General features: G+C 72.3%; 18 protein-coding genes. 17 read left to right on the top strand and 1 reads right to left on the bottom strand.

The features are described from left to right. From GSY69_RS10285 to GSY69_RS10210, 16 genes are all read left to right on the top strand, one after another. Nucleotides 1–1,825: peptidoglycan D,D-transpeptidase FtsI family protein (locus GSY69_RS10285; protein ID WP_328698844.1), on the top strand; the 1,825-nt coding region annotated here is incomplete at its 5' end. Then, nucleotides 1,825–3,438 carry a UDP-N-acetylmuramoyl-L-alanyl-D-glutamate--2,6-diaminopimelate ligase gene (locus tag GSY69_RS10280; protein ID WP_328698843.1) on the top strand — a complete coding sequence of 538 codons (1,614 nt, stop codon included), beginning with the start codon at nucleotides 1,825–1,827 and terminating at the stop codon, nucleotides 3,436–3,438. The genes GSY69_RS10285 and GSY69_RS10280, both read left to right, overlap by 1 nt. A 1-nt stretch (nucleotide 3,439) precedes the next feature. Next, on the top strand, nucleotides 3,440–4,891 hold the full coding sequence (locus GSY69_RS10275; RefSeq protein WP_160953762.1) for a UDP-N-acetylmuramoyl-tripeptide--D-alanyl-D-alanine ligase: 1,452 nt from the start codon (nucleotides 3,440–3,442) through the stop codon (nucleotides 4,889–4,891). Beyond that, nucleotides 4,888–5,979: a phospho-N-acetylmuramoyl-pentapeptide-transferase gene (mraY, locus tag GSY69_RS10270; protein ID WP_160953761.1), complete on the top strand. Its 1,092-nt coding sequence runs from the start codon at nucleotides 4,888–4,890 to the stop codon at nucleotides 5,977–5,979. The genes GSY69_RS10275 and mraY overlap by 4 nt, the downstream gene beginning before the upstream one ends. Beyond that, nucleotides 5,969–7,570 (top strand): UDP-N-acetylmuramoyl-L-alanine--D-glutamate ligase, encoded by a 1,602-nt coding sequence (gene murD, locus GSY69_RS10265; protein WP_268528622.1) that lies wholly within the window; start codon nucleotides 5,969–5,971, stop codon nucleotides 7,568–7,570. The genes mraY and murD overlap by 11 nt, the downstream gene beginning before the upstream one ends. Continuing rightward, nucleotides 7,567–8,859, top strand: a complete 1,293-nt coding sequence (gene ftsW, locus GSY69_RS10260) for a putative lipid II flippase FtsW (protein WP_160953760.1) — start codon at nucleotides 7,567–7,569, stop codon at nucleotides 8,857–8,859. The genes murD and ftsW overlap by 4 nt, the downstream gene beginning before the upstream one ends. Nucleotides 8,860–8,862: 3 nt before the next feature. Further along, nucleotides 8,863–10,050 (top strand): undecaprenyldiphospho-muramoylpentapeptide beta-N-acetylglucosaminyltransferase, encoded by a 1,188-nt coding sequence (gene murG, locus GSY69_RS10255; protein WP_160953759.1) that lies wholly within the window; start codon nucleotides 8,863–8,865, stop codon nucleotides 10,048–10,050. Nucleotides 10,051–10,112: 62 nt separating this feature from the next. Next, complete coding sequence (gene murC, locus GSY69_RS10250; protein ID WP_160953765.1) at nucleotides 10,113–11,447, top strand: UDP-N-acetylmuramate--L-alanine ligase; 1,335 nt, start codon at nucleotides 10,113–10,115, stop codon at nucleotides 11,445–11,447. Next, nucleotides 11,444–12,172, top strand: coding sequence for a cell division protein FtsQ/DivIB (locus GSY69_RS15220; RefSeq protein ID WP_160953758.1), 729 nt, complete (start codon nucleotides 11,444–11,446; stop codon nucleotides 12,170–12,172). Before murC ends, GSY69_RS15220 begins: the two co-directional genes overlap by 4 nt. Nucleotides 12,173–12,328: 156 nt before the next feature. Then, nucleotides 12,329–13,513 carry a cell division protein FtsZ gene (gene ftsZ / locus GSY69_RS10240; protein WP_160953757.1) on the top strand — a complete coding sequence of 395 codons (1,185 nt, stop codon included), beginning with the start codon at nucleotides 12,329–12,331 and terminating at the stop codon, nucleotides 13,511–13,513. A gap of 7 nt (nucleotides 13,514–13,520) precedes the next feature. Next, entirely contained in the window at nucleotides 13,521–14,258 is a 738-nt protein-coding gene (pgeF, locus tag GSY69_RS10235) for a peptidoglycan editing factor PgeF (protein ID WP_268528613.1), read from the top strand. 121 nt (nucleotides 14,259–14,379) lie between these two features. Next, a complete protein-coding gene (locus tag GSY69_RS10230) occupies nucleotides 14,380–14,883 on the top strand; it encodes a cell division protein SepF (protein WP_160953755.1) in 504 nt (167 codons plus the stop codon). 94 nt (nucleotides 14,884–14,977) lie between these two features. Continuing rightward, nucleotides 14,978–15,277 carry a YggT family protein gene (locus GSY69_RS10225; RefSeq protein WP_160953754.1) on the top strand — a complete coding sequence of 100 codons (300 nt, stop codon included), beginning with the start codon at nucleotides 14,978–14,980 and terminating at the stop codon, nucleotides 15,275–15,277. A 118-nt stretch (nucleotides 15,278–15,395) separates the two neighbouring features. After that, nucleotides 15,396–16,316 carry a DivIVA domain-containing protein gene (locus tag GSY69_RS10220; RefSeq protein WP_160953753.1) on the top strand — a complete coding sequence of 307 codons (921 nt, stop codon included), beginning with the start codon at nucleotides 15,396–15,398 and terminating at the stop codon, nucleotides 16,314–16,316. A gap of 148 nt (nucleotides 16,317–16,464) precedes the next feature. After that, complete coding sequence (locus tag GSY69_RS10215) at nucleotides 16,465–17,013, top strand: signal peptidase II (protein WP_160953752.1); 549 nt, start codon at nucleotides 16,465–16,467, stop codon at nucleotides 17,011–17,013. Next, nucleotides 17,010–17,939, top strand: a complete 930-nt coding sequence (locus GSY69_RS10210; RefSeq protein WP_160953751.1) for an RluA family pseudouridine synthase — start codon at nucleotides 17,010–17,012, stop codon at nucleotides 17,937–17,939. The genes GSY69_RS10215 and GSY69_RS10210 overlap by 4 nt, the downstream gene beginning before the upstream one ends. Nucleotides 17,940–17,991: 52 nt before the next feature. Here the strand turns inward: GSY69_RS10210 and GSY69_RS10205 are convergent, their stop codons facing one another. Further along, nucleotides 17,992–18,693 (bottom strand): hypothetical protein, encoded by a 702-nt coding sequence (locus tag GSY69_RS10205; protein ID WP_160953750.1) that lies wholly within the window; start codon nucleotides 18,691–18,693, stop codon nucleotides 17,992–17,994. 215 nt (nucleotides 18,694–18,908) lie between these two features. Between GSY69_RS10205 and dnaE the strand changes: the two genes are divergently transcribed. Continuing rightward, nucleotides 18,909–22,436 (top strand): DNA polymerase III subunit alpha, encoded by a 3,528-nt coding sequence (dnaE, locus tag GSY69_RS10200; RefSeq protein WP_202411018.1) that lies wholly within the window; start codon nucleotides 18,909–18,911, stop codon nucleotides 22,434–22,436. Nucleotides 22,437–22,674: the final 238 nt, after the last annotated feature.

Here is a 22,674-nt window from a genome sequence, read left to right as displayed (position 1 = left end):
CCCGGCCGCCCGCGCCTCGGCCGCGGGGCGCAGGCGCGACCCGCACCGCGAACGGCCCCACACCGTGCCGGCGAGCCCTGCGCGCCCGGCCGATCCGCGCCGGCGCATGCTCCTCGTCATCGCGGCGAGCCTCGTGCTGCTGCTCGCCGTGGGCGGCAAGCTGCTGGCCATCCAGGCCATGGACACCGCCCAGCTCGCCCAGCGCGCGCTGGCATCGCGCCTGGTGACGAAGACGCTGCCCGCCGCGCGCGGGGTCATCACCTCGGCCAACGGCACCGTGCTCGCCGATAACGCGCAGCGCTACCGGCTCGTCGTCGACCAGCGCAACGTCGCCCGCTACAAGGACTCCGCCGGCACGACAGTGGGCGCGTGGGGCGCCGCCCAGGCGCTGGCGGGCCCGCTCGACACCGAGGCCGGCCTGCTCTACCCCAAGCTCAACGGCGACAAGCTGTGGAATGTCGTCGCCTCGGGCGTCACGAGCGAGGTCTGGGAGAAGGTCCGCGACCTCGACATCCCCGGCATCTCCCAGGAGGAGTACGCGATCCGCTCGTACCCCGCCGGCGCACTGGGCGGCAACCTCGTGGGCTTCGTGGGCTCGGACGGCCAGCCGCTCGGCGGCCTCGAGCTGCAGTACGAGGACTCGCTCAAGGGCACTGACGGCAAGGAGCAGTACGAGCGCGGGCTGTCCGGCGACACGATTCCGCTGGGGGCGAACTCCACCCAGCAGCCGGTGAACGGCACGGGCCTCCAGCTCTCGCTCGACTCCGATGTCCAGCTCTACCTCCAGCAGGCGATCGCCGCCGCCGTCAAGCAGCGCAAGGCCGAGTGGGGCACGATCGTCATCGAGGACGTGGAGACCGGCCGCATCATCGGCCTCGCCGACGCCCCCACCGTCGATCCGAACAACCCGGGCAAGACCGCCGCGAACGAGCGCGGGTCCCGCGCCCTCACCGATGTCTTCGAGCCCGGCTCCACCGCCAAGATGATCACCGCCTCCGCGCTCGTCCAGGAGGGCAAGGTTGCCCCCGACACGCAGTTCACGGTGCCCTACAAGTGGAAGGCGCCCAACGACGAGGAGTTCAAGGACTCCCACGAGCACGAGGACGAGAAGCTCACCTTCGCGGGGATCCTCCAGCAGTCCTCGAACACCGGCACGATCCTCGCCGGCCAGCGGCTGAGCCCCCAGCAGCGCTACGACTACCTGCACGCGTTCGGATTCGGCGCCTCCAGCGGGATCGGCTACCCCGGCGCCACCGCCGGCATCCTCCACGAGCCGGGCTCCTGGGACGGCCGCACCGCCTACACGGTGATGTTCGGCCAGGGCGTGGCCGCCACCGCCATGCAGACGACCTCCGCGGTCGCGACGATCGCCGGGGGCGGGACGAAGATGCCCCAGCAGCTCGTCAGCGGTACGGTGGACGACTCCGGCCGGGTGACGGAGATCCCGCCCGGTCAGGGCACGCGGGTGATCAGCGAGGAGACGTCGAAGAAGGTCGTGAGCATGCTCGAGAGCGTCGTGACCGACGGCACCGGCAAGAGCGCGGCCATCCCCGGCTACCGCGCGCTCGGCAAGACGGGCACCGCCCAGGCGCCCGCCGCCGACGGCAAGGGCTACGACGGCTACACCGCGAGCTTCGTGGGCGCCGCCCCGGCGGAGAACCCGAAGATCGCGGTCTCCGTCGTCCTCCAGCGCCCCCGCAAGGGCTACTACGGCGGCACCGCCGCGGCCCCCGTCTTCTCCGACGTCGCCGGCTACACCCTGCGCCACCTGGGCGTCGCCCCCTCGACCGAGAAGCCGGACACCCCGGCAGGAGAATGGAAATGATGCGCCTCGATTCGCTCCCGCTGCCCCCGGATGCCGTCATCCACGGCGACGGCTCCCGCCCCGTCACCGGGGTCTCGCACGACTCGCGCACGACGGCCCCCGGCGAGCTCTACGCCGCGCTGCCCGGCGCCAACGTCCACGGCGCGCGCTTCGCCGGCGCCCTCCTCGCCGCCGGGGTGAGCGCCGTCCTCACCGACAGCGCGGGGCTGCGGCTGCTGCGCGAGTCCGGCGCCGACACCTCGTCCGCCGTGCTCATCGAGGTGGGTGATCCGCGCGCCGCGCTCGGCGACATCGCCGCCGCGCTGTCCGGCACGCGGGGCGCGCCGCCGCGCCTGCTCGGGATCACGGGGACCAACGGCAAGACCACGACGACCTACCTCCTCGATGCGCTGCTCGGCGAGCTGGGGGAGACGACCGGGGTGATCGGCACGATCGCCACCTCGATCGCGGGCGTGCGCCAGCCCAGCGCGCGCACGACCCCGGAGTCGCCGGAGCTGCACCGCCTCCTCGCCCAGATGCGCTCGGCCGGCGCGGGCTGGTGCTCGATGGAGGTCTCCTCGCACGCGCTGGCCCAGCACCGCGTGGACGGTGCGCAGTTCGCGGTGGCGGGGTTCACCAACCTCAGCCAGGACCACCTGGACTTCCACCCCACCATGGAGGACTACTTCGCCGCGAAGGCGCAGCTGTTCACCCCGCAGTTCTCGCAGCGCGGGGCCGTCGTGCTCGCCGATGACTGGGCGCGGCGGCTCGCCCGCGAGGCCCAGATCCCCGTCGTCACGATCTCCCGCACCGCCGCGGACGAGCCGGACTACCTCGTCGTCGAGGACGCGCCCGGCGGCGCCGGCAGCGGTGGGTCCGCCGCCGAGGCCGCCGGTGCCGAGGCCGCCGCTGCCCGGACCCCCGGCGGGGGCGGGCACTTCGACCTCGTCCGGCGCACCGGAGCGCCCGGGGCCGAGCAGCGCATGCGCGTCGCCTCGCCGCTGCCCGGGGACTTCAACGTCATGAACGCCGCGCTGGCCGTCGTCATGCTGCTCGAGGCGGGCTTCGCCTTCGACGCCGTCGCCCGCGCCGCCGGCGGCTTCACCGCGGCGGTCCCCGGCCGCATGGAGGTCGTGAGCCCGGCGGGCCCGCGCGCCATCGTCGACTACTCCCATACCCCGGACGCGCTGGTCAACGTCCTCTCCGGGCTCCAGGGCGCCCCGCTCGTCGCGGTGATCGGCGCCGGCGGCGACCGCGACCACGGCAAGCGGCCGCTCATGGGCCGCGCCGCCGCCCAGTGGGCCGACGCGGTCATCGTCACCGACGACAACCCCCGCTCCGAGGACCCCGCAGCCATCCGCGCCGCCGTCCTCTCCGGCGCCCTCGAGGCCGTCGCCGACGGCACGGCGCGCGCGGCCCGGTCCGATGTGTGCGAAGTCGCATCGCGCGCTCAGGCCATCGCCGAGGCGGTGCGCCGGGCGGGCCCCGCGGGCACCGTGCTCGTGGCCGGCAAGGGCCACGAGACCGGCCAGGAGATCGCGGGTACGGTGCATCCGTTCGACGACCGCGAGCAGACACGCGAGGCCGTGGCGCGCGCGGCCGGCGGTGCGCGAGCCGGTAGAGTTCAGGCTTGATATGAAGAATTTCTCTGCGCAGGAAGCCGCGGCCGCCCTCAAGGGCGACCTCTACGCGATCGACCCGGCAACCCGCCTCGCCGGCTCGGTCGTCACCGACTCTCGCGAGGTGGCGCCCGGAGACGTCTACGTCGCCCGCCGCGGCGAGAGCGCCGACGGCCTCGACTTCGCCCCCGCCGCCGTCGCCGCCGGAGCCGTCCTCGTCATCAGCGAGGCCGTGCCGGTCGTCGACGGCGAGCAGCTGCCCAGCCTCGTGGTGCCCGACGCCACCGCGGCGCTCGGCCAGCTCGCCCGCCTCAACGTCGAGGCCCTGCGCGCCGAGGGCGACCTCACGGTCATCGCCATCACCGGCTCGGCCGGCAAGACCACCGTCAAGGACCTCACGGCGGACCTGCTCTCCGCCGCGGGCGAGACGATCTGGCCGCCCAACTCCTACAACAACGAGGTGGGTGTCCCCCTCACGGCCCTGCGGGCGGGCCCCGAGACCCGCTTCCTCGTCCTCGAGATGGGCGCGCGCACCATGGGCAACCTCGCCTACCTCACCTCGCTCGTCCGCCCCGACATCGGCGTGGAGCTCGTCGTCGGCACCGCCCACTCCGGCGTCTTCGGGTCGATCGAGAACACCGCCCGGGCCAAGTCGGAGCTCGTCGCGGCCCTGACCGAGGGCGGCCGCGCCGTGCTCAACGCCGATGACCCGCGCGTGGCCGCCATGACCGACGTGCTCGCCCCGGGCGTTGAGACCCTGTGGTTCTCCGCCTCGGGGGAGACGGACCGCACCCCGGCCGTGCGCGCCACCGACGTCACGACGCGCGCGAGCGGGCGCACGAGCTTCACCCTGCACCTGCCCGGCGCGGAGCCCGCCCCCATCGAGCTCGCGCTGCTCGGCGAGCACCACGTCGCCAACGCGCTGGCCGCCTCGGCCGTCGCCCACCTGTGCGGCGTGCCCGCGAAGGCGATCGCGACGACGCTCCAGATCTCCGGGGCGCAGAGCCGCTGGCGCATGGAGCTCATCGACTCGCCCAGCGGGGTGACGGTGCTCAACGACGCCTACAACGCCAACCCCGATTCCATGCGCGCCGCCCTCAAGGCGCTGGCCGCGATGGGCCGCGGGGACGGCGAGTCCGCCCCGCGCCGCACCGTCGCCGTGCTCGGCGAGATGCTCGAGCTCGGCGAGGACTCGATCGCCCTCCACGACGAGGTCGGCCGGCTGGTCGTGCGGCTGAACATCTCGCTGACGATCGCGGTGGGCGAGGGCGCCAAGCCCATCTACCAGGCAGCGAACCTCGAGGGCTCATGGGGCAACGAGGCGGCGTGGGTGCCCACGGTCTCCGAGGCCCGCGACATGCTCAACTCGGAGCTCAAGCCCGGCGACATCGTGCTGTTCAAGTCCTCGCGCGATGCCGGGCTGCGCTACCTGGGCGATGAGATCGCAGGGGTGTCCGGGGTCCAATGATCGCCGTCGTGCTGGCAGCCTGCCTCGGACTCGTGCTGACGCTCATCGGCACGCCGCTGTTCATCAAGGTCCTCGTCAAACGCGGCTACGGCCAGTTCATCCGCGACGACGGGCCCAAATCCCACGCCACGAAGCGCGGCACGCCCACCATGGGCGGCGTCGTCATCATCGGCTCTGCCGTGCTCAGCTACCTGCTCGCCCACCTCATGTCCGGCTCGCTGCCCACCCCCACGGGCCTGCTCGTGCTGTGGCTGGCGGCGGGCCTGGGCGCCGTGGGCTTCGTCGACGACTACATCAAGGTCTCCCGACAGCGCTCGCTGGGCCTGCGCCCCGTCGGCAAGCTCGTCGGGCAGGGGTTCGTCGGCGTGACCTTCGCCGTGTGCGCGCTGCTGTTCCCCAACGAGGCCGGCCGCACGCCCGCCTCCACCGCGATCTCCGTGTTCCGCGACACCCAGCTCGACCTCGCCTTCGCCGGGGTGGGCCTGGCGTTCGTGCTCTTCGTGCTGTGGGCCAACCTCATCGTCACGGCGGTCTCCAACGCGGTCAACCTCACCGACGGCCTCGACGGCCTGGCCGCGGGTGCGTCCGCGATCGTCTTCTGCGGCTACGTCTTCATCACGACGTGGCAGTCCACGCAGAACTGCGACCTCATGTCGACCGTGCGGGCCGGCTGCTACGTCGCCCGCGACCCGCGCGACCTCGCGATGGTCGGCGCCGCGATGGCCGCCTCGTGCGTGGGCTTCCTGTGGTGGAACACCTCGCCCGCGAAGATCTTCATGGGCGACACCGGGTCGCTCGCGATCGGCGGTGCGATCGCCGGCCTGGCCATCATGTCGCGCACCGAGGTCCTCCTCGTCATCATGGGCGGCCTATTCGTCATCATCACGCTCTCCGTCATCATCCAGGTGGGCTCGTTCAAGCTCACCGGCAAGCGCGTCTTCCGCATGGCGCCCCTCCAGCACCACTTCGAGCTCAAGGGCTGGGCCGAGGTCACGATCGTCGTCCGGTTCTGGATCATCGCCCTCATCTTCGTCGTCGCGGGCGTCGGGCTCTTCTACGGGGAGTGGGTGTCGGCCAGTGCCCGCTGAGCCCGCCGCGCAGCCCGACGGCGCGGCCGCGCCCGCGCCGCCCCCACTCGTGCCCGAGGGCGCGACCGTGGCCGCCTACCCCCACGCCGACCGGATCCCCGCGGCGATCCACGGCCCCGACTCCTCCCTCCGGGGCATCGTCGTGTGCGTCACGGGCCTGGGCGTCTCCGGCTACCCCATGGCGGTCCACCTCGCCGAACGCGGCGCCGAGGTCATCGTCGTCGACGCGGACATCGCCGCCGACCGCAGCGAGCACGAGGCGATCCTCGCCGTCTTCGACGCGGACATCCGCCGCGGGCCCTCCCACGTCGAGGCGCTGCCGCGCACGGCCGACGGGCGCCTGCCGGACCTCGTGTGCACCTCCCAGGGGTGGCGCCCGGACCAGCCGCTGCTCGTCGCGGCGCAGGCCGCCGGCATCCCCGTCATCGGGGAGGTCGAGCTCGCCTGGCGCGTGCGCGGCGCCAACAGCGCGCCCTGGCTCGTGGTGACCGGCACGAACGGCAAGACGACGACGACCTCGATGCTTGCCTCCATGCTCTCCGCCGCCGGGCTCGAGGCCCGCGCCTGCGGCAACATCGGCGCCCCGCTGCTCGAGGCGGTGCTCGACCCGGAGGCGCAGGTGCTGGCGATCGAGCTCGCGAGCTTCCAGCTGCACTGGCAGTTCTCCATGTGCGCAGACTCCGCCGCCGTGCTCAACCTCGCCCCCGACCACCTCGACTGGCACGGCGGGCTCGACGCCTACGCCGCCGCGAAGGCGAAGGCCTACCACAACGTCGGCCTCGCCTGCGTCTACAGCCGCGCGGACCCGGCCACCCGCACCATGGTCGAGGACGCCGAGGTGCGCCCCGGGGCCCGCGCGATCGGCTTCGGCACCGAAGTGCCCGGCCCGGGCGACTTCGGGCTCGTCGACGACGTGCTCGTCGACCGCGCCTTCCTGCCCGAGCGCTACTCCGCGGCCCTCGAGATCGCGGACACCGCGGACGTCGCCATCGCCTCGGGCACTCCGGACCGGCCCGCCGCGCCGCACCAGATCGCCAACGCGCTGGCCGCCGCGGCGCTGGCCCGCAGCATCGGCGTGCCGCCGGCGGCTGTGCGCACGGGCCTGCGCGCCCACGTCGCCGGCGGCCACCGCCTCGCGCTCGTCGCCACGGCCGGCGGCGCGGCATACGTCGACGACTCCAAGGCGACGAACCCGCACGCCGCCGCGGCCGCCCTCGCCGCCTTCGAGCCGATCGTCTGGATCGCCGGCGGGCTGGCCAAGGGCGCCCGGTACGAGGACCTCGTCGAGCGCTTCGGGGCGCGCCTGCGGGCCTGCGTGCTCATCGGCGCGGAGCCCGGCCCGCTGGCCGAGGCGCTTGCCGCCCGTGCTCCCGGCGTGCCCGTCGTGCGGATCGACCCGGCCGAGCCGGAGGGCACCGAGCCCCGCGGGGCCGATGTCATGGCGCGCGCCGTCGCTGCGGCCGCGCAGCTGGCCCGGCCCGGCGACACCGTGCTGCTGGCCCCGGCGGCGGCGAGCATGGACCAGTTCCGCGACTACGCCGTGCGCGGCGACGCGTTCGCCGCGGCGGCCCGCGAGGTCGCCGGGGAATGACCGCCGTGCGCGAGGCCCCCGAACGCAGCGCCGCCCCGGCCCCGCCTCGGGCGCGGCTGGCCGATCACGTGCGCGGGTGGTTCTCTCAGGTGCGCCGGCTGCTGGGGCTGCCCGTCGCCTCCTACTACCTCATCCTCTTCGCCGTGCTCGTGCTCACGGGCTTCGGGCTCGTCATGGTGCTCTCCGCCTCGTCGATCACCTCGTACGACGGCGGCAAGGGCTCCTCGTTCTCCATCGTGGCCCGCCAAGGGGCCTTCGCCCTGGGCGGGCTCGCGCTCATGTTCGCCTGCTCCCGCGCGCCCGTGCGGCTGTGGCAGGCGCTCGCACCGTGGGCGATGGCCGGCGGCCTCATCATCCAGGTCCTGCCGCTACTGCCCGGGCTCGGCGCGACGGTCAACGGCAACCGCAGCTGGATCCACCTCGGGAGCCTGCAGCTCCAGCCCGCCGAGTTCGTCAAGCTGGCGCTCGCGCTGTTCCTCGGCGCCTTCCTGGGCCGGCGGATCGGCCAGCTCACGCGCCTGCGCGCGCTGCTGCCGATCGTCCTCACGGTGGGCGCGAGCGTGGGCCTCGTGCTCCTCGGGCACGACCTGGGCACCGGCATCATCCTCATGCTCACCGCCGCGGGCGCCCTGTTCGTGGGCGGCCTGCGCAAGCGCTACCTGCTGCTCTTCGGCGCCGGCGCGGTGGCCCTGGTCGGGGCCATGGTGCTCACGAGCGCCAACCGCATGTCCCGGATCCAGGCGGTCATCACCGGCCACGCCACCGAGGGCGGGGACAGCCTGGGCGACCACTGGCAGTCCGACCACGGCCTCTACGCCCTCGCCTCGGGCGGCTGGACCGGGGTCGGCCTGGGCGCCAGCCGCGAGAAGTGGTCGTGGCTGCCCGAGGCGCACAACGACTTCATCTTCGCGATCGTCGGCGAGGAGCTGGGGCTGCTCGGCACCTTCGCCGTCATCGGCGTCTTCGTCATCCTCGCCTGCGGGCTCGTGCGCGTCATCTGCCGCACCTCCGACCGGATGGTCCAGGCGACCACGGGCGGCATCTTCCTGTGGATCATCGGCCAGGCCGCCGTCAACATCGGCGTCGTCTGCGGGATCCTGCCCGTCATCGGCGTGCCGCTGCCATTCGTGTCCTACGGCGGGTCGTCGCTCATCTCGACGCTGCTCGCCGCCGGCATCGTGCTCTCCTTCGCCCGCGCCGAGCCCGGTGCCGCCGAGGCGCTGCGCCGGCGCGGCGCGAGCGTGCGCGCCTCGCTGTCGATCTTCGCCCGCCAACCGAGAGGGAACTGAACCGTGCTCACAGTGCTGCTGGCAGGAGGGGGCACGACGGGTCACATCTCGCCGCTGCTCGCCATCGCCGACGACCTGGCCTTCCAGGACCCCGAGGCCCGGCTCATCGTGCTCGGCACCGAGGACGGCCTCGAGTCGAGGCTCGTCCCCGCGGCGGGCTACGAGCTCGTCACCATCGACAAGGTGCCGGCACCGCGCCGCGTCGACGCGGCGGCGCTCGCGTTCCCGCGCCGGCTCATGGGCACGGTCACCGCCGTGCGCCGCCTGCTCAAGGAGCGGGCCGTCGACGTGGTCGTCGGCGTCGGCGGCTACGTCGCCTCGCCGGCCTACCTCGCGGCGCGCAGCCTGGGCATCCCCATCGTCATCCACGAGGCGAACGCGCGCCCCGGCCTGGCCAACCGCCTGGGCGCCCGCCTGAGCCGCCCCGAGCTCATCGGCTACACGTTCGCCAACACCCCGCTGCCCGGCACCCAGGTGGGCATGCCGATGCGCGCCGAGGTGGCCCACCGCGACCGCCGCGACCCCCGGGTGCGCGCCGCCGCCGCGAAGTCGCTGGGCCTCGACCCGGCCAAAACCACGCTCGTCGTCACAGGCGGCTCGCTCGGCGCGGCCGCGCTCAACCGGGCGCTGGCCGCCTCCGTGCCGGCGCTCGCGGACGCCGGGGTCCAGGTCCTCCACATCACGGGCGCGGGCAAGGCCGAGGAGGTCGTCGCGGCCGCGGCCGCGAGCCCCGACTACCACGTGGTCGAGTACGTCGACGGCATGGAGGACGCCTACACGGCAGCGGACCTCATCGTCTGCCGCGCCGGCGCCGGAACCGTTGCAGAGGTCACGACCATGCAGGTGCCCGCCGTCTACGTGCCGCTGCCGATCGGCAACGGCGAGCAGCGCCTCAACGCCGCCGATGCGGTGGCAGCCGGGGCCGCCCTGCTCGTCGACGACGCCGACTTCACCCCGGACTACGCCGCGCAGACCGTGCTGCCGCTGCTGCGCGATCCCGCGCGCCTGGCGGCGATGGCGCAGGCCGCCGCGGACATGGGGTTCCCGCGCAGCGCTGACCGGGCGATGGCCGCGCGCGTCTTCGCGGCGGCGGGCGCTGCGCACCCGGGGCGGGCGTATCCCGAGCGCATGCAGACCAAGGAGGAGCTCGCCGGTGCGGCCGGCGCGGACGGAAGCGGGGCGGACAGGTGAACGAGATCGTGCCGAGCGAGCGGCTGGGCCGCGTGCACTTCATCGGGATCGGCGGGGCGGGCATGTCGGGCATCGCCCGGGTCATGCTCATGCGCGGCATGGACGTCTCCGGCTCCGATGCGAAGGACTCGTCCGTCGTCACCGCGCTGCGGGCGCTCGGCGCCCAGGTGCGCATCGGCCACGACGCGCAGGCCGTCGCCGGCGCGGACACCGTCGTGGTCTCCTCGGCGATCCGCGAGACGAACCCGGAGCTCGCCGCGGCGCGGGCCGCGGGGCTGCGGATCCTCCACCGCTCGCAGGCGCTCGCGGCGCTCATGGTGGGCCGCCGCACCGTCGCGATCGCCGGCACCCACGGCAAGACGACGACGACGTCGATGACGACCGTGGCGCTGCAGGCGGCCGGGGCCGACCCCTCGTTCGTCATCGGCGGGGTGCTGACCGCAACCGGGACGAACGCCCACGACGGCACCGGCGACGTGTTCGTGGCGGAGGCCGACGAATCGGACGGCTCGTTCCTCCTCTACGAGCCCGCGATCGGCGTCATCACGAACGCCGAGGCCGACCACCTCGACCACTACGGCAGCTGGGGGGCCGTGCGCTCGGCCTTCGTCGAGTTCTGCGCGCACGTAGGCGAGCAGGGCGGCACCGTCATCGCCTGCTGTGACGACCCCGGTGCCGCCGGCATCGCCGACGCGGCCGCCGCGGCCGGCGTGCGGGTGCTGCGCTACGGCCTGTCGGAGGGTGCCGACGTGCGCATCGTCGGCCTCGCCCACGCGTCTGCGGGCTCGAGCTTCTCCGTCGAGGCCGGCGGGCGGACACTGGGGCCCATCGCGCTCCAGCAGCCCGGTGACTACAACGTGCGCAACGCCGCCGCTGCGCTGGCGGTCTGCCTCGAGCTGGACGCCGACCCCGCGCGCGCGATCTCCGGGCTCGAATCGTTCGGCGGCACCCGCCGCCGCTTCGACCTGCGCGGGATCGCCGGGGGAGTGCGCGTCTTCGACGACTACGCCCACCACCCCACCGAGCTCTCCGCCGTGCTCACCGCCGCGCGCGCGATCGTCGAGGACGGCAAGCAAGTCCACGTGGTCTTCCAGCCCCACCTGTTCAGCCGGACGAAGAACTTCCGGGCCGAATTCGGCGCCGCGCTGGGCATCGCCGACGACGTCGTCGTGCTCGATGTCTATCCCGCCCGCGAGGACCCGCTGCCGGGCGTCACCGGGCAGATCGTGGCCGACGAGGTCCCGCTGCCGGCTGACCGGGTGGCGTTCGTGCCCGCCTTCGCCGAGGCGGTGCCCTACCTCGCGCCGCGCCTGGCCCCCGGGGACATCGTCATCACCGCGGGCGCGGGGGACGTCACGATCCTGGGTCCGGAGCTCCTCGCCGCCCTCGCGTCGTGAGCCATGCGAGCAGCCTGAGCGACCGCGTCGCCGCGCGCCGGCGCCGGCGCCGCGGCCGCGCGCTCTGGGCGCTGCTGGTCATCGCGGTGGTTCTGGCCGCCGCCGCGGTCGCATGGTTCTCGCCCGCGCTCGCGCTGCAGAGCGTGAGCGTCGCCGGCGGCGGCCTCACCGATGCCGGGGCCGTGCGCGAGCGCGTGCTCGAGCGCTACCGCGGCACCCCGCTGCCGCAGATCCGGCTCGCCCCCCTGGGCCGCGAGCTCACGGCGGAGAACCCCAAGGCCAGCCGGATCGACGTGCGCTGGTCGGGCCCGCGGTCCCTGCGCGTGTCGATCGTCGACCGCGCCCCCGTCCTCGCCGTCGAAGTGGAGGGCGGCTGGCAGCGCTACGACGCCGACGGCCGGGCCATCGACACGGTGGCCAAGCGCCCGGAGGGGCTGCCGCAGCTGATTACCCGGGGCGCGCCGAGCGCCGCGACGGTCCGGGCGGCCGTGGACATGCTCGGCCAGCTGCCCGAGGACGCGCGCGCGGCGACGAAGCGCGCGCAGGCGGCCTCCGAGCGCGACCTGCGCATCGTCTACGACGCCGACGGCCGCGACGTGGAGATCCGCTTCGGCGATGCCGCGGACATCGCGAAGAAGTTCGAGGTCGCGCGGGTGCTGCTCGGCCGCAGACCGGGCTTCATCGACGTCTCCGTGCCCGACGCCCCCACCACCGGCAGGCGCTGAACGGGCCCGCCGTGCGGCGCAGCCGCGCCCGCCAGGGCCACTTGGGGGTCAATCGCGGGGACACACCGGGAAGATGGTTGCACAGCGTGCCCGCGCCCCATACCGTCATGGCAAGGCTGTACTGCCGGACAACGATGCGTCGAAAGAGGAAGCGACTTGGCTGAATACCCCCAATCCGGAGCCGACATCAAGGTCGCCGGAACCGGCGGTGGCGGCGTCAACGCCGTCCAGCGCATGATCGAGGTCGGTCTGCGCGGCGTCGAGTTCATCGCGATCAACACCGACGCACAGGCGCTCCTCCTCTCCGAGGCGGACACGAAGCTCGAGATTGGCCGCGATCTCACCCGCGGGCTCGGCGCAGGAGCCGATCCCGAGATCGGGCGCAAGGCGGCCGAGGACTCCGAGGAGGCCATCAAGGAGGCGCTGTCCGGCGCCGACATGGTCTTCGTCACCGCCGGCGAGGGCGGCGGCACCGGCACCGGTGCGGCCCCCGTCGTGGCGCGCATCGCGCGCTCGGCCGGTGCGCTCACGATCGGCGTCGTGACCCGCCCGTTCACCTTCGAGGGCCGGCGCCGCTCGGCTCAGGCGGAAGCGGGCATCGCCGCACTGCGCGAAGAGGTCGACACCCTCATCGTCATCCCGAACGACCGCCTGCTGTCGATCTCCGACCGCAACGTCTCCGTGCTCGAGGCCTTCCAGTCCGCCGATGAGGTGCTGCGCTCCGGCGTGCAGGGCATCACGGACCTCATCTCCACCCCGGGCATGATCAACCTCGACTTCGCGGACGTGAAGTCGGTCATGCAGGACGCCGGCACCGCGCTCATGGGCATCGGCTCCGCCGTGGGCGAGGACCGCGCCGTGCAGGCCGCCGAGTCCGCGATCGCCTCGCCGCTGCTCGAGGCCAGCATCGAGGGCGCCCACGGCGTGCTGCTGAGCATCCAGGGCGGCCCGGACCTGGGCCTGTTCGAGGTCAACGAGGCCGCGCGCCTCGTCCAGGAGGCCGCGCACCCGGAGGCGAACATCATCTTCGGCACGGTCATCGACGAGAACCTCGGCGACGAGTGCCGCATCACCGTCATCGCGGCGGGCTTCGACGCCCCGCTGCCCGGCGAGCGCCTCGATTCGCCGGGCCGCCACGCCAAGCGCGACGACGAGCAGAGCGAGCAGGCAGCACCCGCCTCCGCCCCGCTGCGCGATGAGGAGCCCAAGGACGACCAGCCGCAGCGCGCCTCGGCGCCCGCGCAGGCGCCGATCCCGCAGACCCTGCCGGACGAGCGCCGCGAGACCGGCGGGCGCTCCTACGATGCCGACAACCTCGACATCCCGGACTTCCTCAAGTAAGACCGCCGTGCTGCACAGCCGCTTCGTCGCATCCGGTTCGCGTGGGTCCGCCCACATCGCGTTCACGGATCGGCGGGGCGGCTACAGTGCTTCCGGGCACTCCTCGCTCAACCTCGCCCGGCACGTGGGCGACGCGCCCGAGGCGGTCGCCGCCAACCGCGCCGCGCTGGCCTCCGTGCTGGGCCTGCAGGCCGAGCGGCTGAGCTTCACCGAGCAGGTCCACGGCACCGCAGTCCACCGCGCCGCGGCCGCCGCCGGGCCGGGCGTCCGCGCGGACGCCCAGGTCTCCACCGTCCCCGGGCTGGCGCTCGTCGTCATGGTCGCCGACTGCACGCCCGTGGTGCTCGCCGATCCTGATGCCGGCGTCGTCGCGGTCGCCCACGCCGGGCGCCGGGGCATGGCCGATGGCGTGGTGCCTGCGGTCCTCGCCGCGCTGGAGTCCGCCGGCGCGAGCGCGCCGGTGGCCTACATCGGCCCCTCGATCTGCTCGCGGTGCTACGAGGTGCCGGCCGCGCTGCGGGCCGAGGTCGCCGCCGCCGAGCCCGTCGCCGCGGCGGTCTCCCACTCGGGCACCCCGGCCCTCGACGTGGCCGCGGGCGTGGCCGAGCAGCTGGCCCGCGGGGGAGCGGCGATCGCGCACTGGGCACCCGAGTGCACGTTCGAGGACACCCAGCTCTTCTCCTACCGCCGCGATGGCCGAACCGGCCGCTTCGCCGGCATCGCCTGGCTCGACGCGGCGCGCTGAGGCCCGCGCCCGGCGGCCCAACTCCCGCCGCGACACGCCGCAGGACGTCGCCCGCGCGCGCTGGCGCCTGCGATAGCTTGGGTTGCGGGAACAGCCCTGCAGAGCAGCGAAGGATCACAGCATGTCCACACTCAAGAAGATCGGCAACTACTTCGGCTTCGGCGACGAGGAGGAGTACTACGACGAGCCCGCCCCGCGCCGCCGGGAGGTGCGCGAGGAGTACGAGGTCGAGGACTACGGGGTCGAAGATGACTACGCCGAGCCCGAGCCCGTCCGCGAGGCCGCGCCGGTGACCCCCATCCGCCAGCCCATGCGCCCGGTCGAAGCGGCCGCCCCGTCCGCCATGCAGCGCATCCAGACGATCCACCCGCGCAGCTACAACGACGCGAAGTCGATCGGCACCGCATTCCGCGACGGCATCCCCGTCATCATGAACCTCTCGGCCATGGACGAGGCCAACTCCAAGCGCCTCGTCGACTTCTCCGCCGGCCTGATCTTCGGCCTGCGCGGCTCGATCGAGAAGGTGACGAACAGCGTGTTCCTCCTGACCCCGGAGAACATCGAGGTCGCCTCCGAGGCCGAGCCCACCGCGGACCAGCACGCAAGCTTCTTCAACCAGAGCTGAGCGCAGGCCGCGCACCGGCCGCTCTGCAGAACCCCCAAGCTCGGCGGGCTACTCTTGTGAGTAGCCCGCCGTCTTCGTCGAAAGGCCCGCTCCGTTGAGCCTCATCTTCCTGATCCTGTTCTGGCTGCTCAGCCTCTACACCTACGTGCTCATCGCGCGCGTCATCGTGGACCTCATCCAGGTGTTCGCCCGCGACTGGCGCCCCACGGGCTTCCTGCTCGTGCTGTGCGAGGTGATCTACACGCTCACTGATCCGCCCGTCAAGCTCATGCGCCGCATCATCCCGCCGCTGCGGCTGGGCGGCATCGCGCTGGACCTGGGCTTCATCCTCGTGTTCATCGGCGTGCAGGTGCTCGCCAACCTCTGCCGCTACGCGGCGCTCATGCTCGCCTGAGGGCTCCCTGCCGCAGCGGCACCGGCGGCGGCGCGACAAACCGGCTGGTGGTGGGGTATGGTGAGCTTGATCATCGCCCTGCGATCGACAGTATCTGCATCCGACAGAAGGTGGCCTCATGGCGCTCACGCCTGAAGACGTAGTGAACAAGCGGTTCCAGCACGTCAAGTTCCGCGACGGTTACGACCAGGACGAGGTCGACGACTTCCTCGATGAGGTCGTAGTCGAGCTCCGTCGCCTGTACCAGGAGAACGACGAGCTCCGCCAGAAGCTCTCCGCGGCCGAGCAGCGCGTCAGCGAGCTCTCCCAGAAGCTCTCCGCGGCCGAGCAGCGCGTCAGCGAGCTCTCCCGCGGCGAGGGCGCCCAGGGTGCCCAGTCGGGGTCCTTCGGCTCCGCCGCGTTCGACGACCCGCAGGCCACGCAGGCGATGCCCGCCGCCGTTCCCGGTGCGGAAGCACAGCAGGGCCAGCAGACGCAGGCTCCCGCCGCCGAGTCGCAGTCCTCGCCCCTCGTGGCCTCGCAGGCCCCGGCCGCCGAGGAGTCGGCGCCGGTCGCGTTCGAGCAGGAAGAGGTCGTCTCGGTCGAGGAGACCAGCGCTCCCGCCGCGCCCGAGCAGCAGGTCCCGAGCGCCGGCTCCGCCTCGCCGTTCGGCGGCGGCGCCGCCGCCGGCTTCGCCGCGGGCGCCGAGGGCGACCGCGATGCGCACGGCCTCATCTCGCTGGCCCAGCGCCTCCACGACGAGTACGTCGCCGAGGGCGAGCGCACTCGCGACAAGCTCATCTCCGAGGCCCGCGCCAAGGCGGCCGACATCGTCAACGACGCCGAGAAGAAGCGCGATGCGACGCTTTCCCAGCTCGAGTCGCAGAAGAGCGCGCTCGAGCGCGAGATCGAACGCCTGCAGAACTTCGAGCGCCAGTACCGCACGCGCCTCAAGAGCTACCTCACGGATCAGCTGCGCGACCTGGAGAACTCCGGTTCGCTGGCTCCCGAGACGCTCGGCAACGGCGGCGCCGGCACGAACGCCAAGCACTCGCTCTGAGCACCACCGCACCGCTGCGCGGCGGCCGCGGCCCCTTCCGGGGCCGCGGCCGTTCGCGCGTCCGGGGCCCGCACGGCGGGGTCGCGCTGTGCCGCGCCTACACTGGGGGAGCCCCATCCCCGCTTCGCCGCTGCCCGAGGAGGCCCCTGTGAGCCCGGCCCGCACCACCCGCTCCCGCGCGGTCCTCGTCCTCGCGGCCATCGCCGTCGTCGTCGTCGTGGCGGACCAGGCGTCGAAGGCCTGCGCCATCGCGCTGCTGGAGGGCCGCCCCCGGATCGCGGTCCTCGGCGACCTCGCGGGCTTCGCCTTCCTGCGCAACCCGGGTGCGGCCTTCGGCCTGGGAGCCGGCAGCACGTGGGTCTTCGGGCTCATCGCGCTGGCCGTCCTCGCCGTCATCCTCGTCGCCAGCCGCCGGCTGGCCTCGCCCGCGTGGGCGGTGGGCCTCGGGCTGCTGCTCGGCGGGCTGCTCGGCAACCTCGCCGACCGCGTGTTCCGCCGGCCCGGGTTCTTCCGCGGCGCGGTGGTCGACTTCATCGACCTGCACTTCTTCGTGTGCAACGTCGCGGACATCGCCATCACGGCGGCGGCCTGCACGATCGTGCTCGCCACCGTGCGCGGCGTGGGCCTCGACGGCCGCACGGAGGCCGAGCGCGCCGCTGCCGGCAGGGGCGCCGAGCGTCAGGAGGCGGCGCTGTGAGCGAGCGGTCGTTCTTCGTCCCCGAGGGGCTCGAGGGGGAGCGGGTGGACACCGCGCTGTCGCGGATGCTCGGGCTCTCGCGCTCCCAGGCGGCCCAGATCGCGGTGGACGGCGGGGTCGTCGTCGACGGCGCCGCGGCCGGCAAGTCCGACCGCGTGCGCGCCGGCGTGCGGATCGACGTGGCCATGCCCGAGCCCAAGGCACCCCTGTCCATCGTGGCCGAGCCCGTGCCCGGGATGCGCGTGATCTACGACGACGAGGCGTTCGTCGTCGTGGACAAGCCGGTGGGCGTGGCCGCCCACGCGGCGGCCGGCTGGAAGGGCCCCACCGTGATCGGCGGCCTCGCGGCGGCCGGCTACGGCATCGCCACCTCGGGTGCTGCCGAGCGCCAGGGGATCGTCCAGCGCCTCGATGTCGGCACCTCGGGCGTCATGGTCGTGGCGAAGGGCGAGCACGCCTATTCGGTCCTCAAGCGCGCCTTCAAGGACCGGACCGTCTCGAAGACCTACCACGCGCTCGTGCAGGGCCTGCCCGACCCGGTCGTCGGCACGATCGAGGCGCCCATCGGCCGCAACCCCAAGCGCGATGGACTCTACGCCGTGCGCCGGGACGGCAAGCACGCGGTGACGCACTACGAGGTGCTCGAGGCCCACCGCGGCGCGAGCCTCCTCGAGGTGCACCTGGAGACCGGACGGACCCACCAGATCCGCGTCCACATGTCCGCGACGAAGCACCCCTGCGTGGGCGACCTGTCCTACGGCGCGGATCCCACGCTCGCGCGGCGCCTGGGGCTGGAGCGGCAGTGGCTGCACGCCGTGAAGCTGGGCTTCGAGCACCCGGAGACGGGCGAGTGGGTCGAGTTCGAAAGCGCCTACCCGGACGATCTCGCCACCGCGCTCGAGGGCATCCGCGCCGGGGAGGCGTAGGCCCGGGGCGCGGGGTGCCGCGCCCGCACGTGCGCGCGCGGCGATCCCACCGCTAGGCCGGTGCCTGAAGCTCCTCGTCGAGGTTCTGGTCCGCAGCCCGGTCCTGTTCGTGCAGCCAGATCGCGTGATCGAGGAATGTCAGATTCTCGGCCGGCGCATCCTGCTCCTGGACGGCAGTCAGCAGTGCCTTGCTCTGCTCACGGCTCACGCCCGGAAGGTCCTCGGCAGCCAGGGCCTCGTTGACGAAGCGATTGATCATGACGTCGGACTTCACGCCCGGGCGTCCCAGGAGCATGCCGAGGTAGTCGAAGGTCACCCAGCCCAGTCCGTTGACGGACGTGTAGGCCCGCTGAACTTCGTTCGGGTCGGCCTTTCGGAAGTCGTCGGCCGCATTGACGGCGGGCGAGAGACTCCTGAGATTCTCGGCTGCCTCGAGAACGGCGACGCTCTTGTACTTGCGTCCTCGGCTGACCTTCGTGTCGCCCATGATCTCGCGAATCCGCTCTTCCCCGATTGTGGTGAGCGCACCCAGATCGTTGCGCGCCTCAGGATGATCCGTACGGAAAGTGCGCAGACGGCCGGCCACGCCGCGTTTTGGATCCTTCGCGTTATAGGTCGCCTGAATCGAATAGACAGCCTCCACCAGGGCGGTGCCGAGTTCCTCGGGCCATCCGCCCGGCCAGGCGGAGAAGTATTCACTCGGAATGGCGCGCAGGGCGGTGCGAATCGCGTCGATCTGTTGCTGCTCAGTCACGGGTGCTCCTTCAGAAGGGTGGGGGCAGGGCACCGCTTCGGGGTGCCCTCCGCTATCCTGCCACGGGCCCGCACGCCGTGACGGGGACCGCGGCGGTGTGGTGCGCCCGAGTCCGTGACCGGCGGTAGCCTGGGGTGAGCATTTTCTAGCAGTTTGGGGGCACATCCGTGGCAACGGGCGAATTCGCGCATCTCCACGTCCACACCGAGTACTCGATGCTCGACGGCGCCGCCCGGCTGGGCGACCTCATGGCCGCCGTCAAGGCCTCCGGGATGTCGTCCATCGCCACGACGGACCACGGATACCTGTTCGGGGCCTACGACTTCTGGAAGCAGGCCACGGACGCCGGGATCAAGCCCATCATCGGTGTCGAGGCCTACGTCACCCCCGGCACAGCGCGCGGTGACAAGACCCGCGTGAAGTGGCGCACGGACGAATCGCAGCGCGGCGACGACGTCTCCGGCGGCGGGGCGTACACGCACATGACGCTGCTGAGCCGGAACAACACCGGCATGCAGAACCTCTTCCGTGCCTCGTCGATCGCCTCGCTCGACTCCGTCTACGGCAAGTGGCCCCGCATCGACCGCGAGCTGCTCTCGCAGTACTCCGAGGGCATCATCGCCACGACCGGCTGCCCCTCGGGTGAGGTGCAGACCCGTCTGCGCCTGGGGCAGTACGAGGAGGCCAAGCGCGCCGCGGGGGAGTACAAGGAGCTCTTCGGGGCGGAGAACTACTTCTGCGAGATCATGGACCACGGGCTGTCCATCGAGAAACGGGTGAGCCGGGACCTGCTGCGCCTGGCCAAGGAGCTCAGCCTCCCGCTCGTGGCGACGAACGACCTGCACTACACCCACGAATCCGATGCGAAGGCGCACGAGGCGCTGCTGGCCATCCAGTCGGGCTCCAAGCTCATCGAGCCCACCTACGATCAGGGCGGCTCGCGCTTCGCGTTCTCCGGCACCGGGTACTACCTGAAGTCGCCGGCGGAAATGCGCGCGCTGTTCAAGGAGATGCCGGAGGCGTGCGACAACACGCTCAAGATCGCGGAGATGTGCGAGGTCTCGTTCGACACCTCGGCCAACTACATGCCGAAGTTCCCCTGCCCGCCCGGTGAGGACGAGACGTCCTGGCTCATCAAGGAGGTCGACAAGGGGCTGCACTACCGCTACCCGGCCGGCATCCCGGATGAGGTGCGCAAGCAGGCCGACTACGAGCTCGACATCATCATCTCGATGGGCTTCCCCGGCTACTTCCTCGTCGTCGCCGACTTCATCAACTGGTCGAAGGACAACGGCATCCGCGTGGGGCCGGGCCGCGGCTCCGGCGCGGGCTCGATGGTCGCCTACGCCATGCGCATTACGGACCTCGACCCGCTCGAGCACGGCCTCATCTTCGAGCGCTTCCTCAACCCGGACCGCATCTCCATGCCCGACTTCGACGTCGACTTCGACGATCGCCGCCGCTCGGAGGTCATCGAGTACGTCACCCGGAAGTACGGCTCCGAGTACGTGTCCATGATCGTCACGTACAACACCATCAAGACCAAGCAGGCGCTCAAGGACTCCGCCCGCGTGCTCGGCAAGCCCTTCTCCATGGGGGAGAGGCTGACGAAGGCGCTGCCGCCGTCCGAGCAGGCCAAGGACATCCCGCTGAAGAACATCGAGCAGCCCGGCGCCAAGCGCTACAACGAGGCAGGCGAATTCCGCGAGCTGCTCGCCACGGATCCCGAGGCCCGCGAGGTCTTCGACACCGCGCTCGGCCTCGAAGGCCTCAAGCGCCAGTGGGGCGTCCACGCCGCGGGCGTCATCATGTCCTCGGCGCCCATCATCGACGTCATCCCGATCATGCGCCGCTTCCAGGACGGCCAGGTCATCACGCAGTTCGACTACCCCACTGCGGAGGGCCTGGGTCTCATCAAGATGGACTTCTTGGGCCTGCGCAACCTCACGATCATCTCCGACGCGGTGGAAAACGTGAAGCGCAACCAGGACGTCGATCTCGACCTCGAGCACCTCGAGCTCACGGACGAGGCGTCCTATGAGCTGCTGCGCAACGGCGAGACGCTGGGCGTGTTCCAGTTCGACAGTCCGGGCTACCGGCAGCTGTGCAAGATGATGAAGCCCACCCACTTCAACGACATCTCGGCCCTCGGCGCGCTCTACCGGCCCGGGCCCATGGGCGCCGACTCCCATACGAAGTACGCGCTGCGCAAGAACGGCGAACAGCCGATCACCCCCATCCACCCCGAGCTGGCCGAGCCGCTCGAGGAGATCCTGGCGGAGTCCTACGGGCTCATCATCTACCAGGAGCAGGTCATGGCGATCGCGCAGAAGGTGGCGGGCTACTCGCTCGGCCAGGCCGACCTGCTGCGCCGGGCCATGGGCAAGAAGAAGAAGGAGATCCTCGACAAGGAGTTCGTCCCGTTCTCCGCCGGGATGAAGGAGCGCGGCTACTCGGATGCCGCGATCGAGGCGCTGTGGCTCGTCCTCGTGCCCTTCTCCGAGTACGCGTTCAACAAGGCGCACTCGGCCGCCTACGGCCTCGTCTCCTACTGGACCGCCTACCTCAAGTCCCACTACCCGGCCGAGTACATGGCCGCCCTGCTCACCTCGGTGGGCGACAACAAGGACCGCCTGGCCGTCTACCTCAACGAGTGCCGCCGGATGGGCATCACGGTGCTGCCCCCGGACGTCAACGAGTCCGAGCTCAACTTCACCCCCGTCGGCAGCGACATCCGCTTCGGCATGGGCGCGGTGCGCAACGTGGGCCACAACGTCGTCGACGGCATCGCCGCCGCCCGCGCGGACAAGGGGGCGTTCGCCTCGTTCTCCGACTTCCTCGACAAGGTCCCGAGCCAGGTGTGCAACAAGCGCACGATCGAATCGCTCATCAAGTCCGGCGCCTTCGACTCGCTCGGCCACACCCGCCGCTCGCTCGTCGAGATCCACGAGGAGGCGGTGGACGCGGTGATCGGCGTCAAGCGCCAGGAGGCAGCCGGCCAGTTCGACCTCTTCGCCGGGCTCGGCGGGGAGGATGACTCGGCGTCGAGCTTCGCCGTGCCCGTGCCCGACCGCCCCGAGTGGGACAAGAAGGAGAAGCTCGCGTTCGAGCGCGAGATGATCGGCCTCTACGTCTCCGACCACCCGCTCAACGGGCTCGAGGGCGTGCTGGCCCAGGAGTCGGAGATGCCGATCGTCGCGCTCGTCGACCCGGAGGCGCCCCGGCCCGACGGCTCGCAGGTGACGATCTGCGGGATGATCACCCAGGTCACCCGCAAGGTCTCGAAGAACTCGGGCCGGCCGTACGCGATCGTGCTCGTCGAGGACCTCGAGGCCAGCGTCGAGGTGATGTTCTTCGGCGACGTGTACGAGCCGGTCGCCTCCCTGCTGGCCACCGACGTCGTCGTGACGATCACCGGGCGGGTGCGCCTCTCCGATGACCGGCCCACCTCCGTCATGGCGCAGGCGATGACGCTGCCCGACGTCTCCGATCCCACCGACCGCCCGCTCAACATCACGATGCCCATCGAGAAGTGCACCCCCCAGCTCGTCGAGGAGCTGCGCCAGGTCCTCAAGGCGAACTCGGGCCAGACGGAGGTCCGGCTGAGCCTCACCCAGCCCGGCCGGCGCGTCCTCATGCGCCTCGACCAGACCGTGCGGGTCACGCCCGGCCCCAGCCTGTTCGGCGATCTCAAGGCACTCCTGGGCTCGCGCTGCCTGGGCGAGGCGGGCGCCCCGCGCTGACGCGCCCGCAGTGGCGCGCCACCGGGCACGGCCCGACGCCCGGCCCGCTGGCCGGGCAATAGAATGAGCGGATGAGCAATTCGATGATCCGCGAGATCGATCTGCGGGGGGCCGAGCTGGGCCGCCGCGCCCTGCGCGCCCGGCTGCCCCGCGCCGCCTCCGTGCGCACCGACGCCGAAGCCGCGGTCGCGCCGCTGCTCGACGACATCGCCGCACGCGGCCGACGGGCCGTGCTCGA

This window comes from Brevibacterium rongguiense (assembly GCF_009857845.1).
In the GTDB taxonomy this organism is placed as follows: Bacteria; Actinomycetota; Actinomycetes; order Actinomycetales; family Brevibacteriaceae; genus Brevibacterium; species Brevibacterium rongguiense.
This window is presented reverse-complemented; position numbering and strand designations above follow the sequence as displayed.